The sequence below is a fragment of the Actinocrinis puniceicyclus genome (assembly GCF_018283645.1).
GTDB lineage: Bacteria > Actinomycetota > Actinomycetes > Streptomycetales > Catenulisporaceae > Actinocrinis > Actinocrinis puniceicyclus.
Genome location: NZ_JAGSXH010000052.1, coordinates 26712 through 40462 on the forward strand (window position 1 = coordinate 26712; position 13751 = coordinate 40462).

Here is a 13751-nt window from a genome sequence, read left to right on the forward strand (position 1 = left end):
CGGCCCGTCGGCGCGGGTCGCCTCCCGCTCGACGGCGCGCTACACTCGCGATATGTCGCAAGGTGGGGTGCCGGATCCTAACCTCCGGGCGTCAGACGCCGACCGCGAACGGATCGTGGAGCAGCTCAGGAAGCACACGGCCGACGGTCGGCTCACCATGGACGAATTCGAGCAGCGGATGACCGCGGCCTACGCGGCCAAGACCTACGGTGAGTTGGCCCAGCTGACCCGGGACCTGCCGGTGGACCTGGGCGCGCGCTCGGCCGGGCTCCCCGGGAACGAGCGCAGGCCGCCGTTCGCGCCGCCCGTCGCGAGTGCGCCCGGAGCACCCAACGACATCGTCAACGCGCTCGTCGGCGCGGCGGTGGACTGGAAGGTGCAGCGGGAACGGATGCGCGCGCAGCGCCACCAGGCGCGGCTGGTGCGCCGGGCCAACGTGCCGATCGTGGCGGGCTTCGCCGGCTGGGCGTTCCTGTCCGTACTGCTCGTCGGCATCTGGTTCATGACCGGGATCACCGGCGGCGGTTTCAGCGACTTCTGGCCGATCTGGCCGATCGGGATCATCGGCGTCCTCACCGCAGCGCGGGCGGTCAAGACACTCGTGCTGCGCCGCGACCTGACCCGTCGCTGAGTGCCTCGACCATCTCGGCACTCGGGCTCGGGGCAGTCATCCGCCGATTGGTGTTTTGAACTGCGCGCGGCGTAAACTGGCTCGTCGGTCCTGCGACCGCCGTACTAAGTCGTCTACTGAAGAAGCGAGGACATGCCCAAGAAAGAAGGGGCCATCGAGATCGAGGGCACCGTCGTCGAGTCTCTGCCCAACGCCATGTTCCGGGTTGAGCTGCAGAACGGGCACAAGGTTCTCGCGCACATCAGCGGGAAGATGCGGATGCACTACATCCGGATCCTCCCGGACGACCGGGTCGTCGTCGAGCTCAGCCCGTACGACCTGACCCGCGGCCGGATCGTGTACCGCTACAAGTAACCCATATCATCCGCGATCTCGATCGCTCGAAGGGACCTGACATGAAGGTCAAGCCGAGCGTCAAGCCGATCTGCGACAAGTGCAAGGTGATCCGCCGTCACGGGCGGGTCATGGTGATCTGCGAGAACCTGCGGCACAAGCAGCGCCAGGGCTGAATCAGCCCCGGTGCGTGTGTGCATCTGGCAGGACCCTGGCCGAATCTCCACGCGCTTGCTCGTCGTCTGCGATTGACGTCCAGCACCCGTAAGAGCGCGGCATCCCGACCCCGGCGACCGGAAACGTACCCACGCGTGCGGAACCGGAAACCGGACGCCACCCCCGGCACGGAGGCCGGGGACCTTGGGGCCTTCCCAGGACCGGTGCCGCGCCAGACCTCCGCTACTGAAACTGTAAGGAGCCTGCCGAGATGGCACGCCTCGTCGGAGTCGATCTCCCCCGCGAGAAGCGGTTGGAGATCGCCCTGACTTACATCTACGGCATCGGCCGTACCCGCGCGCAGGCGACCTGCGTCGGGGCCGGTGTCTCCCCGGACGTCCGGGTGAAGGACCTGACCGAAGACGACCTGGTCAAGCTGCGCGACTGGATCGACGGCAACTACAAGACCGAGGGCGACCTTCGCCGCGAGGTCGCCGCCGACATCCGCCGCAAGATGGAGATCGGCTGCTACCAGGGGCTGCGCCACCGCCGCGGCCTGCCGGTGCGCGGCCAGCGTACGCACACCAACGCGCGCACCCGCAAGGGCCCGCGCCGCGCGATCGCCGGCAAGAAGAAGCCGGGCAAGAAGTAGTCCGCCGCGGTCCCGCCGACTGTGTTGGATCACGACACGGTGGACCGATCACCTCACTTGGAGTACTGCTAGATGCCTCCCAAGAGCCGTCAGGCCGCGGGCGCCGCCAAATCCAAGGTGCGCCGCAAGGAGAAGAAGAACGTCGCCCACGGGCACGCGCACATCAAGAGCACGTTCAACAACACGATCGTCTCGATCACGGACCCGCAGGGCAACGTGATCTCCTGGGCCAGTTCGGGCCAGGTCGGCTTCAAGGGCTCGCGCAAGTCGACGCCCTTCGCCGCGCAGATGACCGCCGAGGCCGCCGCCCGCCGCGCCATGGAGCACGGCATGCGCAAGGTCGACGTGTTCGTCAAGGGTCCGGGCTCCGGCCGCGAGACCGCGATCCGCTCGCTGCAGCAGACCGGCCTGGAGGTCGGGTCCATCAACGATGTGACCCCGTCCCCGCACAACGGCTGCCGTCCGCCGAAGCGCCGCCGCGTCTGAGACCCAGGAGATAGAAGGAAATGGCCCGTTACATCGGACCCGACTGCAAGCGGTGCCGCCGCGAGAAGACCAAGCTCTTCCTCAAGGGCGCCAAGTGCGAGTCGGCCAAGTGCCCCATCGAGATCCGTCCCTACCCGCCGGGTGAGCACGGCCGCGGCCGGACGAAGGACAGCGAATACCTGCTGCAGATGCGCGAGAAGCAGAAGTGCGCTCGCATCTACGGCGTCCTGGAGAAGCAGTTCCGCGGCTACTACGAGGAGGCGAACCGCAAGCAGGGCAAGACCGGCGAGAACCTGCTGCGCATCCTCGAGTCCCGGCTGGACAACGTGGTCTACCGGGCCGGCTTCGCCAAGTCCCGCGACCACGCCCGCCAGCTGGTGCGGCACGGCCACATCCTGCTCAACGGCCACAAGGCGGACATCCCGTCGATGCGGGTCAAGGAGAGCGACATCGTCGAGGTCCGCAAGGACTCGCTCGAGCTGACCCCGTTCGTGGTGGCGCGCGCCGAGGCCGGCGATCGCACCGTCCCGGCCTGGCTCGAGGTCGTCCCGTCCCGCATGCGCATCCTGGTCCACTCGCTGCCGGTGCGTCAGGTGATCGACACGCAGGTCCAGGAGCAGCTGATCGTCGAGCTCTACTCCAAGTAACCGCGCGCGGTTACGGCAGAGCCGAGCCGATACGGGGTGCCGATCCCGGGTTATCCTGGGACGGCACCCCACGGCACGTCCGTAGGGGCGTGCATGGAGGGCGTCAAATAGTGGGCGCCCACTATCACGGAGGTTCCCTTGCTCATCGCTCAGCGTCCCACGCTGACCGAGGAAGTCGTCGACGAGTTCCGCTCCCGGTTCACCATCGAACCGCTGGAGCCGGGCTTCGGTTACACCCTCGGCAACTCCCTGCGCCGCACCCTGCTCTCCTCGATTCCGGGCGCGGCCGTCACCAGCATCCGCATCGACGGGGTGCTGCACGAGTTCCAGACCATCCCGGGCGTCAAGGAGGACGTCACCGACCTGATCCTGAACATCAAGGGCCTGGTCGTCTCCTCCGAGCACGACGAACCGGTCGTCATGTACCTGCGCAAGCAGGGCCCCGGCATCGTGACCGCCGCGGACATCGCCCCGCCGGCCGGTGTCGAGGTGCACAATCCCGAGCTGGTCCTGGCCACCCTCAACGGCAAGGGCAAGCTGGAGATGGAGCTGACGGTCGAGCGCGGCCGCGGCTACGTCTCCGCGGTGCAGAACAAGCAGGCCGGCCAGGAGATCGGCCGCATCCCGGTCGACTCGATCTACTCCCCGGTGCTGATCGTCAAGTACGAGGTGCAGGCCACCCGAGTCGAGCAGCGCACCGACTTCGACAAGCTGGTCGTCGACGTCGAGACCAAGCCGTGCCTGCGCCCGCGCGACGCGGTGGCCTCGGCCGGCAAGACCCTGGTCGAGCTGTTCGGCCTGGCCCGTGAGCTCAACGTCGAGGCCGAGGGCATCGACATGGGCCCGTCCCCGACGGACGCCGCGCTGGCCGCCGACCTGGCGCTGCCGATCGAGGAGCTGGAGCTGACCGTCCGCTCCTACAACTGCCTCAAGCGCGAGGGCATCCACACCGTGGGCGAACTGGTCGCGCGCTCCGAGGCGGACCTGCTGGACATCCGCAACTTCGGCGCCAAGTCCATCGACGAGGTCAAGGCCAAGCTGCACACCATGGGCCTGGCCCTGAAGGACTCCCCGCCCGGATTCGACCCCTCGCTGGCCCTGGCCGAGGCCTACGGCGGCGAGGAAGACGACCTGGGCTACGCCGAGACCGAGCAGTACTGAGCTGTCCCGGTCCTAGGACCACACGCGTCCGGGGCCCGATCAGACGGGCCCCGGGACTGCGTCGGTACCACGGTCCCACGCCGCCCGGAAGGCGCGGCGCGGCGGACGCAGTCGGCCGGCGCAGGAACAACAAGGAGAACGAGGAAGTATGCCCACTCCGAAGAAGGGGCCGCGTCTCGGCGGTTCCGGAGCGCACCAGAAGCACATGCTGGCGAACCTGGCCAAGTCGCTGATCGAGCACGGCGGGATCACCACCACGCAGGCGAAGGCGCGTGAGCTGCGCCCGTTCGTGGAGCCCCTGATCACCAAGGCCCGCAAGGGCGGCCTGCACAACCGGCGCCAGGTCATGGCCACGCTGGAGATCCGCAACTCGGCGTTCTACGACGGCGGCGGCGTGATCGCCAAGCTGTTCGAGGAGATCGGCCCGGCGTATGCGGAGCGTCCCGGCGGGTACACCCGGATCATCAAGCTCGGCCCGCGCCGCGGCGACAACGCGCCGATGGCCCGGATCGAGCTGGTCGAGGCCCGCACGATCGCGCAGCAGGCGACGGACGAGGCGAGCGCGGCGACGCGGCGCGCGGTGAAGGAGTCGCAGGCCAGGCAGAGCGTCGTGCCGGCTGCCGAGCCGGCCGAGGCCGAGGACGCCGCGACCACGGACACCGAGGCCGAGGCTTCCGCGCAGGAGGCCGAGCAGACCGACGCGGAGACGTCCGAGACCGAGTAGTCCGGACAAGTGACACGGTGTCAGACGAGCGGGCGGGAGAACTCCACTCTCGCCCGCTCGGCGTTTCCCGGCCTGGAGGTGCGATGACGGGCCTGACGCGGGTGCGTCTCGACCTGTCCTACGACGGCACCGAGTTCGCCGGCTGGGCGAGGCAGCGTTCCGGCGTGCGCACGGTCCAGGGCGTGCTTGAGGAGGCCCTTACCGCTGTCCTGCGCCTGCCCGAACCCGCGCAGCTGACCGTCGCGGGCCGCACTGACGCGGGTGTGCACGCCTCAGGCCAGGTCGCGCATGTCGATCTGCCCACCGGGACGTGGAAGGTGCACTCGGACAAGCTGCTGTACCGCCTCGCGGGCAAGCTGCCGATGGATGTGCGGGTATGGAACGCGGCTGAGGCTCCCGCAGACTTCGATGCGCGCTTCGCCGCACTGTCACGCCGTTACGTGTACCGCGTCGGGGACTCGCGGTACGGCGTCGAGCCGGTGCGTCGTCGATTCGTGCTCTGGCATGCGCATGAACTGGATGTGGAGGCGATGAACGCCGCCGCCGCGCTGATGCTCGGCGAGCACGATTTCGCGGCGTACTGCAAGAAGCGCGAGGGCGCGACGACCATCAGACGTCTGTTGCGGCTGCGCTGGGAGCGCATGCGGCCGGACGAGGTCGAGGCCACGGTGGAGGCGGACGCCTTCTGCCACTCGATGGTGCGCGCCCTGGTGGCGGCCTTGCTCATGGTGGGCGACGGGCGGCGCCCGGCCGAGTTCCCGGCCGAGGTGCTCGGCAGCCTCTGCCGCCATCCGGGAGTCAATGTCGTGCCCCCGAACGGCTTGTCGCTCGAAGAGGTGCGGTATCCCGCGGACTCGCAACTGGCGGCCCGCGCGCTCGAGGCCCGCCGCATGCGCACGCTGTGCTGATCGTTTTGACCGGCGCGTATGGCGTCAAGTAGCCTACTTGCGTTTGTGTTCCGCGTTTCGCCGCTTTCTCGCGGCGCGCGCCCGGACTTCGGCGGTCGTTTTCGACGGCGTCAGGCGAAGAAACCGGGAGGGCACGGTGCCTGATGCCGTAGGCGTCCCGGTGCGTGCCTACGGATCCCAAGACCAGGCATTCCATCATCGAGTGAAGGCGATCCCGTGTCCACGTACACCCCCAAGCCCGGCGAGGTCGAGCAGAAGTGGTACGTCATCGACGCCGCTGACGTCGTCCTCGGTCGGCTCGCCAGCCAGACGGCCATCCTCCTGCGGGGCAAGCACAAGCCGCAGTTCGCGCCGCACGTGGACACCGGTGACTTCGTCATCATCGTCAACGCCGACAAGGTCTACCTGTCCGGCAACAAGCGCGAGGACAAGTTGGCCTACCGGCACTCCGGTTACCCGGGCGGTCTGCGCTCCGTCAAGTACGGCGACCTGATCGACAAGGACTCCCGCAAGGCCGTCGAGAAGGCCGTGCGCGGCATGTTGCCGAAGAACACCCTGGGCCGCCAGATGCTCAAGAAGCTGAAGGTCTACGGCGGTCCCACGCATCCGCACGCCGCGCAGAGGCCCGAGCCGTTCGAGCTGTCCCAGGTCGCGCAGTAAACACTGCCGCTAACAATCTTTCCCGATCTACAAAGGAGTTCGCGGCTGTGTCTGAACTGACCGCCGACATCGAGGCCGAAGCCTTCGACGAGGACGACGCCCCCGAGAGCTACACCACCGAGAGCGCGCCGGCCGCCGCGCCGACCCGTCAGCTGCCCGCCGCCGTGGCCGCCTCCGGCACCGGCCGGCGCAAGGAGGCGGTGGCCCGGGTGCGCATCGTGCCCGGCACCGGGCAGTGGAAGATCAACGGTCGTTCCCTCGACTCGTACTTCCCGAACAAGGTGCACCAGCAGGAGGTCAACGAGCCCTTCCACGTGCTGGAGCTCGACGGCCGCTACGACGTGATCGCCCGCATCGACGGCGGCGGCATCTCCGGCCAGGCCGGGGCGCTGCGCCTGGGCATCGCCCGCGCGCTGAACGAGGCCGATCTGGAGACGAACCGGCCGACCCTGAAGAAGGCCGGCTTCCTGACCCGCGACGCCCGGGTCAAGGAGCGCAAGAAGGCCGGTCTCAAGAAGGCCCGCAAGGCTCCGCAGTACAGCAAGCGCTAAGCGCCGATCCGGCGCGGGGCCCGCCACGACCCCGCCGTGCGCTCCTCGCGTACGGTGGGGTTGTTCGTTTCCGCGCCCGGCAACGGAAATGACCCACACGTCCATCTCTTGGGGGTACGGACCATGGCCCGACTCTTCGGCACCGACGGCGTGCGCGGACTCGCCAATCGCGAGCTGACCGCGCAGTTGGCGCTCGACCTGTCGGTCGCCGCCGCGCATGTCCTTGCCGAACGGGGCACCTTCGCCGGGCATCGGCCGCGGGCCGTGGTCGGCCGTGATCCGCGCGCCTCGGGGGAGTTCCTTGAGGCGGCGGTGTCCGCGGGTCTGGCGTCCGCGGGCGTGGACGTGCTGCGGGTCGGCGTGCTGCCGACTCCGGCGGTCGCCCACCTGACCGAGGTGCTCGGCGTGGACCTGGGCGTGATGCTGTCCGCGAGTCACAATCCCGCTCCCGACAACGGGATCAAGTTCTTCTCCCGCGGCGGCCTGAAGCTGGCCGACGAGGTCGAGGAGGCGATCGAGGCCAGGCTCGGCGAGCCGTGGGAGCGTCCCGTCGGCGCCGCGATCGGCCGGATCACGGACCTGCCGGACGGCGCGGAGCGATACATCGACTACCTGGTCGGCACGGTGCCCAATCGCCTGGACGGCCTGAAGGTGGTCGTGGACGAGGCGAACGGCGCGGCGTTCCGCGTCTCGCCCGAGGCGCTGCGCAGGCTCGGCGCCGAGGTGGTGGAGATCGGCGTGCGGCCGGACGGCCTGAACATCAACGAGGGCTGCGGCAGCACGTACCTGGACCTGCTGCGTTCCGCAGTGCTCGAACACGGCGCGGACGCTGGCATCGCACACGACGGCGACGCGGACCGGTGCCTGGCCGTGGACGCCGACGGCGAGGTCGTCGACGGTGATCAGATCATCGCGATCCTCGCGCTGACCCTGCGCGAGCACGGCAGGCTGGCGAAGGACACCGTCGCGGCGACCGTGATGGCGAACCTCGGTTTCAAGATAGCGATGGAGCGCGAGGGCGTGCACGTGGTCGAGACGGCGGTCGGCGACCGTTACGTGCTTGAGGCGATGCGCGCCGACGGCCTGTCGATCGGCGGCGAGCAGTCGGGGCACGTGATCCTGCTCGAGCACGCGAACACCGGTGACGGCGTGCTGACCGGGCTGCACCTGCTGGCCCGGGTCGCGGAGAGCGGCAAGCCGCTCGGCGAGCTGGCCGCGGTGATGCGCCGGCTGCCGCAGGTGCTGGTGAACGTCAAGGGCGTGGACAAGTCCCGGGTGCACTCCGCGCCGCTGATCAGCGAGGCGGTGCGTGCGGCGGAGACGGAGCTCGGCGCCGCCGGGCGCGTGCTGCTGCGGCCCTCGGGCACCGAGTCGCTGGTGCGGGTCATGGTCGAGGCGCAGTCGCACGATCTGGCCGAGGCGATCGCGCACCGGCTCGCGGGCGTGGTGCGCGACGAGTTGTCCTCGGCCTGAGTTCTCGGCTCACACCCGGCGCAGCCACAACGCGCCGGGTTCCTGACCGCGCAACAGTTGCGGCACCGCTTCAGAGTGCCGGTGCCACAGCCAGGAGCTGAACAGCTCGATCCGCCATGCCTGGTTGTGGCACAGGAAGGCGTGCACGAGGTAGTCCTCGTTCCAGCTGCGGCCCTCCCGCAGCCACTGCGCCGGATACTCGAACGGCCAGAAGATGTCGTGTACGTGTACGACGACACCCGGCGCGAGCCGCGGCAGCACGTGCAGGAAGAGCCAGAGGACGTCGGAGCCCGCCTTGGCGACGTGCGTGGAGTCGATGAACAGCACGTCGCCCGGCTCCAGTTGCGTGAAGACCTCGACCGGCACGTCCTGCACCGGGGCGGCGATGAGCTTCACCTTGTCCTCGGCGAGCAGCAGCGAGTTGAGCCGGTCCGGGTACGGCTCTATGCACGTCACTTCGAGTGCGGGCAGGTACTGGTCGGCGGTGTCCAGCAGCATCGCGGTGGAGAACCCGGCGCCCACCTCGATCACGCGGCGCGGCTTGAGGTGGCGGACGAACGCACGGTAGACCAGTGCGTCGGCGGCTTCGTACATGCTGTTCCCAGAGCCCGCGCCGGCGCGGTACCGCCGGTAGGGCGCCTCTTCGAACAGCGGCAGCAGCGTGCCGAACAGCTCAAGCTGCGCGGGCTCACGCAGATCGACGCCTGGCAGTTCGGTGATCGTCGAGAGCCCTCGTGCCACGTCGGCCGGCCCGTTGACCGGCGAGTAGAAGTGGCCGTTCGGCACGAACGGCGGCTGCGACACCGCGCCGCCGGCGGCGCGCAGTGTCCGGACGGTGCGCCGCAGCACGCTCACGCCGGTTCCTCGTTCACGGTGGTTTCTCCCCCTTCGGCCTGATCCCCTCGCGGGCGCCCGGCGGCCTGGCGTGCGCTGCTAAGAACTGTGCCATAACCGCTGCGCGCCGGGGCCCCTTTGGCCGAGTTGGCCGAGTTGGCCGCGTTGGCGGGGCGGGCGCGCGGCGCGTACGGCGCGCGGGCTCCCGGCCGCGATCGGTTCGTTTTCGAGAAGCCGCCTCGAGCGGTGGTCTCTAGCATGAGGACATCAACCTGGAGGTTCGCAGAGAGGAAACCCGCGATGAGCGCCACCAAGAAGTCCGCGGACGCGGCCGGGCAGACGTTCGAGGGCTTCTCGGACGAGGAACGGGCCGCGATGAAGGAGCACGCCCGGGAGCTGAAGTCCGCGGCGCGCCGCGGTCCTCGCGCCACCAAGGCCGACGGGGAGAGCGACGTACTCGCGAAGATCGCCGAGATGGTGGAACCGGACCGCTCGATGGCCGATCGGATTCACGCCCTCGTCAAGGTCCACGCGCCACAGCTGACGCCGAGGCTCTGGTACGGGATGCCCGCTTACGCGAAAGACGGCAAGATCGTCTGTTTCTTCCAGACCTCACAGAAGTTCAAGACCAGGTACTCGACGCTCGGCTTCAACGACGCGGCGAGGCTCGACGAGGGCACCATGTGGCCGACCGCCTTCGCCCTGACGGAGCTGACCGCGGCCGACGAGGCCCGGATCGGCGCGCTGCTGACGCGGGCGGTGAGCTGATCCGGACGCCCTGAGCGGACTCACCGGTGATCACGCGTCGCCGGTGAGGGTGAAGGAACGCAGCCGGTTGCCCGCGGCGGCGAGGGTCGCGACGGTCGCGATCGCGGCCAGGACCAGCGCCGTGCCGACGGTCAGGTGCGCGTCGAGCGCGTCGTCCTTCGCCACCGAATTCGCCAGAGCCAGCGAGTACTGCTCCGCGGACAGGTACTTGGCGCCGGACACCAGGTTCGTGACCACGCCCTCCCAGACCGCCACGTACGCCAGCGCGAACGCGACCGGGTGCCGCGTCACCGTCGAGATCAGCACGAAGACCGCGGTGTACACGATCGAGCCGAGGACCGCGCCCAGTCCCAGGCCGAACGCGAAGGCCCCGGCCCGCCCGCTGGCGATGAGCGCGGCGACGAACTCCGGGACCGCCGCGAAAAGCATCGTCACGCCGGCCGCGACGACCGCCTTCGTCAGCACGATCGACTCGCGGCGCACGGGCGTCGCCAGCAGGTGCAGGATCGAGCTGTCGTCGATCTCCGCGCCGAGCACGGACGTGCCGATGATCAGGGCGGTGAGCGGGAGCAGGGCACTGAAACCGACGCGGCCGAGCACCTCGGCGGGCCAGCTGGTCGACGCGGCGTGGTCCGCCTTGAGCGCCAGGGTGATGATGAGCAGCACCGCGGCGGGCAGCGCGAGCAGGAAGACCCGCTTGCGGCCGAGCAGCGCGCGCAGCGTGATTCCGGCGATGGTGGGATTGAACATCGTTACGCTCCCACAAGGTATGCGAAGACTGATTCAAGGGATTCGTCCGCGGGGATGACCTCCCGCAGGCCCACCCCCGCGTCGCGGCTCACCGCGGCCAGTTGCCGGGTGAAGGAACCATGGTCGCTCGCGTGCACTTCCACGCCGCCCGGCGTCAGGCTGACGCCCTGGACCGCCTGGGTGCCGATAAGTGCACGAGCGAGCGCCCGGTCGTCGGTCGTGCGTACCAGGAACACGTGCGGCCGGTTGGTCATCAGCCGCCTGATGCTGCGGTAGTCGCCCGACGCAGCCAAGCGTCCGGCGACGACGACCTGAACGGTGTCGGCCAGCCTCTCGACCTCTTCGAGGATGTGCGAGGAGAACAGGATGACGCGGCCGGCCTGTCCCAGACCGCTCAGCAGGTCCATCATGTGCAGCCGCTGGCGCGGGTCCATCCCGTTGAACGGCTCGTCGAGCAGGAGCACTCGCGGGTCGTGCACGAGCGCCGCCGCGACCTTCGCGCGTTGGCGCATGCCCTTGGAGTAGGTCTCGATCGGGCGGTCGGCCGCCTCGGCGAGTTCGACCATGTCCAGGGCTCGTTCGGCCGCGGCCCGCGGATTCGGCAGCTTGTGCAGCTTCGCGGAGGCGGTGACGAACTCCCGCGCGGTGAGGAACGCGTACACCGAGTCGCGTTCCGGCACCAGGCCCACGGTGCGGAAGACCTCGACATTGCGCCACGGTGCGGCGCCGCCGATCGTGACTGTGCCGCGGGACGGTTCGAGGAACCCGGACATCATGTGCAGCAGCGTCGACTTCCCGGCGCCGTTGGGCCCGAGCAGACCGGTCACGCCGGGACCGAGGGTCATGCTGATGTCGTTGACCGCGACCACGTTGCCGTACCAGCGGGTGGCGTTGCGCAGTTCGATCAGGGACGCGGCGGCCGCGGCCGCGGTGGTCGTCGCCGAGGTGGATGTGGTTGTCATGCGACGCCGACCTTCCGGTAGCGCAGGAACAGGCCGCCCGTGGTCAGGCCGGTCAGGACGATGAGTTCGAAGGCGTACAGCGCTCCGGCGTTCCCCGGGTCGGGCATCTGGCCGTCGGTCGCGTTGAGCGCCCAGACCCGGGTGCCCTCGACCAGGCGCAGCGGGTCGGCGAGGCCACCGTAGCGGGCGACCGAGTCGTAGGTCCTGGTGAGGCGGAACGGCGGCGGCTCGTCCGGATTTCCCGGCTGCGACCCGATCGTGATTCCCGGCTGCGACCCGTCCGCAATTCCGCGCGGCGGTACCGGTTGTGCCTGTTCGATGCCGGCGGCCGGGGTGAGATGGGTGCCCGCCGACTCGAGCACGTGCGAGACCGCGCTCGTGGCGAGGAACAGGATCGCGATGGCCCCGGTCACGATCGCGCGGCGCCCCGTCATCGAGCCGATCAGCAGGGCCAGCGGCGCGAAGGCGAGCCCGTAGGCCAGCGCGACCAGCAGACCCGGCACCAGCGCCCTGGTCTGATTCCAGACCCCTGATCCGCTGGTGCTCGACGCGATGATGCCCAGGTACATCACCAGCAGCGGCAGCGCCTCGAACAGCAGGATCGCGCAGGCCAGGGCGAGCAGTTTCGCCAGCGGGTAGTCGCCGCGGCGCAGCGGCCGGGAGAAGTACAGCGGGAGTGTGTGGTGCCGCAGGTCGCGGGAGACCAGTTCCGGCGCGGCCACGGCCACGAAGACGATCAGGAACAGCGACATGCTGTCGGCGTAGTGCGCGTAGGTCAGCACCGGATCGCCGCCGACCGACGCCACCTTGTAGATCGAGATCGCGGCCGGCAGCAGCATCGCGGTGAAACAGGCCAGCGGGATGATCCGGGCCCGGGCGCCGCGGCCGAAACCGAACGCCGAACGCAGGCTGAACCAGAAGAGCGAGCGCAGGATGTGGGCGCGGCCCAGCCGCGGGCCGGTGTACGGCTTGTAGCCGATGTCGTGGATGACACTGTCGGTGGTGGTCACGGCTGCGGCTCCGCTACGTGGGCGAGATCGGTCGGCTGGCGGGCGGAGAAGAGTTCCTCGACGTGGTGGCGGCGTTGTTCCATCCGGTTGAGCGGCAGGCCCAGGTCGGCGACCGCGTCCCGGACCAGGTCGAACACGCCGTCGTCGGCGACCGGGATGAGCAGCGCCCGGTTCTCCGGGTGGACGGTCAGGCCGTGCGCGCCCAGGTGCGCGGCCAGGCGGTCGGCGCCCTCCTCCACCTCGACGGCCAGCCAGGGCACGTTCTGCGTCATGGAGGAGAGCGTCGCGGCGCGCAGCAGCCGGCCGCCCTCGATCGCGATCAACTGGTCGCAGATCCGCTCGATCTCGCTGAGCAGGTGCGAGGCCACCACGACCGCGATGCCGAACTCGGTGCCGATCCGGTGGATCAGCGCCAGCATCGCGTCCCGCCCGGCCGGGTCCAGGCCGTTGGTGGGTTCGTCGAGCAGCAGCAGGCCCGGGTCGCCGACCAGGGCCTGCGCCAGCTTGACGCGCTGCTTCATGCCGGTGGAGAAGGTGCCGATCTGCCGGTAGCGCTCCTCGTGCAGCCCGACGTGCCGCAGCGCCTCGGCGGCCTGTTCCTTCGCGGCGGTGGCGGGCAGCCCGGTCATCCGGCCCAGGTGGGTGACGAACTCGGTGGCGCTCACGTCCGGGGGCAGGCAGTCGTGTTCGGGCATGTAGCCGACCCGGGCCCGGATCAGCTCACCGTCGGTGCGGGTGTCGTGACCCAGCACGCGCGCGGTGCCGTCGCTCGGCGGCAGCAGGCCGAGCAGGATCTTGATCAAGGTGGACTTGCCGGCGCCGTTCGCGCCCACCAGGCCGGTGATCCCGGGTTCGACGGACACGGTGAGCCCGGCGAGCGCGGTCACCCCGCCCGGGTAGCGTTTGCCGAGGTCTTGCGTCTCGATGACTGACACGCGGACACCGTAGTGCGCCGGGGCGCCGTGCGGCGTCAATTCCCGGGCTGGTTCTTCGTGTCCGTCTCAGGGATGACGGCCCCTGAGTCGGGCTAAGGGTGGGCTTGGGG

18 protein-coding genes are annotated in these 13751 nt (G+C 69.6%); 13 read left to right on the top strand and 5 right to left on the bottom strand.

The window, feature by feature from the left end; genetic code table 11:
- Window positions 1-52: 52 nt before the first annotated feature.
- From KGA66_RS15760 to glmM, 12 genes are all read left to right on the top strand, one after another.
- Window positions 53-631, top strand: coding sequence for a DUF1707 SHOCT-like domain-containing protein (locus KGA66_RS15760; protein WP_211468876.1), 579 nt, complete (start codon window positions 53-55; stop codon window positions 629-631).
- 132 nt (window positions 632-763) lie between these two features.
- The gene (gene infA, locus KGA66_RS15765; protein WP_211468877.1) at window positions 764-985 is read left to right on the top strand and encodes a translation initiation factor IF-1; all 222 of its coding nucleotides are present in this window, start codon (window positions 764-766) and stop codon (window positions 983-985) included.
- Between the two features lie 41 nt (window positions 986-1026).
- Entirely contained in the window at window positions 1027-1140 is a 114-nt protein-coding gene (gene rpmJ / locus KGA66_RS15770; RefSeq protein ID WP_015883600.1) for a 50S ribosomal protein L36, read from the top strand.
- A gap of 251 nt (window positions 1141-1391) precedes the next feature.
- The gene (gene rpsM / locus KGA66_RS15775; protein ID WP_211468878.1) at window positions 1392-1772 is read left to right on the top strand and encodes a 30S ribosomal protein S13; all 381 of its coding nucleotides are present in this window, start codon (window positions 1392-1394) and stop codon (window positions 1770-1772) included.
- A 72-nt stretch (window positions 1773-1844) separates the two neighbouring features.
- Window positions 1845-2258 carry a 30S ribosomal protein S11 gene (gene rpsK, locus KGA66_RS15780; RefSeq protein ID WP_211468879.1) on the top strand — a complete coding sequence of 138 codons (414 nt, stop codon included), beginning with the start codon at window positions 1845-1847 and terminating at the stop codon, window positions 2256-2258.
- 20 nt (window positions 2259-2278) lie between these two features.
- Complete coding sequence (gene rpsD / locus KGA66_RS15785; protein ID WP_211468880.1) at window positions 2279-2905, top strand: 30S ribosomal protein S4; 627 nt, start codon at window positions 2279-2281, stop codon at window positions 2903-2905.
- Between the two features lie 138 nt (window positions 2906-3043).
- Entirely contained in the window at window positions 3044-4066 is a 1023-nt protein-coding gene (locus tag KGA66_RS15790; RefSeq protein ID WP_211468881.1) for a DNA-directed RNA polymerase subunit alpha, read from the top strand.
- A gap of 148 nt (window positions 4067-4214) precedes the next feature.
- Complete coding sequence (rplQ, locus tag KGA66_RS15795) at window positions 4215-4790, top strand: 50S ribosomal protein L17 (RefSeq protein WP_211468882.1); 576 nt, start codon at window positions 4215-4217, stop codon at window positions 4788-4790.
- 83 nt (window positions 4791-4873) lie between these two features.
- Window positions 4874-5698 carry a tRNA pseudouridine(38-40) synthase TruA gene (truA, locus tag KGA66_RS15800; protein WP_211468883.1) on the top strand — a complete coding sequence of 275 codons (825 nt, stop codon included), beginning with the start codon at window positions 4874-4876 and terminating at the stop codon, window positions 5696-5698.
- A gap of 216 nt (window positions 5699-5914) precedes the next feature.
- On the top strand, window positions 5915-6358 hold the full coding sequence (gene rplM / locus KGA66_RS15805; protein WP_211468884.1) for a 50S ribosomal protein L13: 444 nt from the start codon (window positions 5915-5917) through the stop codon (window positions 6356-6358).
- 56 nt (window positions 6359-6414) lie between these two features.
- Window positions 6415-6909 carry a 30S ribosomal protein S9 gene (gene rpsI, locus KGA66_RS15810; RefSeq protein WP_438822047.1) on the top strand — a complete coding sequence of 165 codons (495 nt, stop codon included), beginning with the start codon at window positions 6415-6417 and terminating at the stop codon, window positions 6907-6909.
- A gap of 123 nt (window positions 6910-7032) precedes the next feature.
- Window positions 7033-8382, top strand: a complete 1350-nt coding sequence (gene glmM, locus KGA66_RS15815; RefSeq protein ID WP_211468885.1) for a phosphoglucosamine mutase — start codon at window positions 7033-7035, stop codon at window positions 8380-8382.
- Window positions 8383-8391: 9 nt separating this feature from the next.
- Here glmM and KGA66_RS15820 read toward each other — a convergent pair whose 3' ends face one another.
- A complete protein-coding gene (locus tag KGA66_RS15820) occupies window positions 8392-9237 on the bottom strand; it encodes a class I SAM-dependent methyltransferase (RefSeq protein ID WP_211468886.1) in 846 nt (281 codons plus the stop codon).
- A 279-nt stretch (window positions 9238-9516) separates the two neighbouring features.
- Between KGA66_RS15820 and KGA66_RS15825 the strand changes: the two genes are divergently transcribed.
- Complete coding sequence (locus KGA66_RS15825; protein WP_211468887.1) at window positions 9517-9984, top strand: iron chaperone; 468 nt, start codon at window positions 9517-9519, stop codon at window positions 9982-9984.
- A 30-nt stretch (window positions 9985-10014) separates the two neighbouring features.
- Here KGA66_RS15825 and KGA66_RS15830 read toward each other — a convergent pair whose 3' ends face one another.
- Genes KGA66_RS15830 through KGA66_RS15845 form a run of 4 tightly spaced genes read right to left on the bottom strand, consistent with a single transcriptional unit; the run spans window position 10015 to window position 13641 of the window.
- Window positions 10015-10734 (bottom strand): ABC transporter permease, encoded by a 720-nt coding sequence (locus KGA66_RS15830; protein WP_211468888.1) that lies wholly within the window; start codon window positions 10732-10734, stop codon window positions 10015-10017.
- A gap of 2 nt (window positions 10735-10736) precedes the next feature.
- Complete coding sequence (locus KGA66_RS15835) at window positions 10737-11696, bottom strand: ABC transporter ATP-binding protein (protein ID WP_211468889.1); 960 nt, start codon at window positions 11694-11696, stop codon at window positions 10737-10739.
- On the bottom strand, window positions 11693-12706 hold the full coding sequence (locus KGA66_RS15840; protein WP_211468890.1) for an ABC transporter permease: 1014 nt from the start codon (window positions 12704-12706) through the stop codon (window positions 11693-11695). The genes KGA66_RS15835 and KGA66_RS15840 overlap by 4 nt, the downstream gene beginning before the upstream one ends.
- Complete coding sequence (locus KGA66_RS15845) at window positions 12703-13641, bottom strand: ABC transporter ATP-binding protein (protein ID WP_312886933.1); 939 nt, start codon at window positions 13639-13641, stop codon at window positions 12703-12705. The genes KGA66_RS15840 and KGA66_RS15845 overlap by 4 nt, the downstream gene beginning before the upstream one ends.
- Window positions 13642-13751 lie beyond the last annotated feature (110 nt).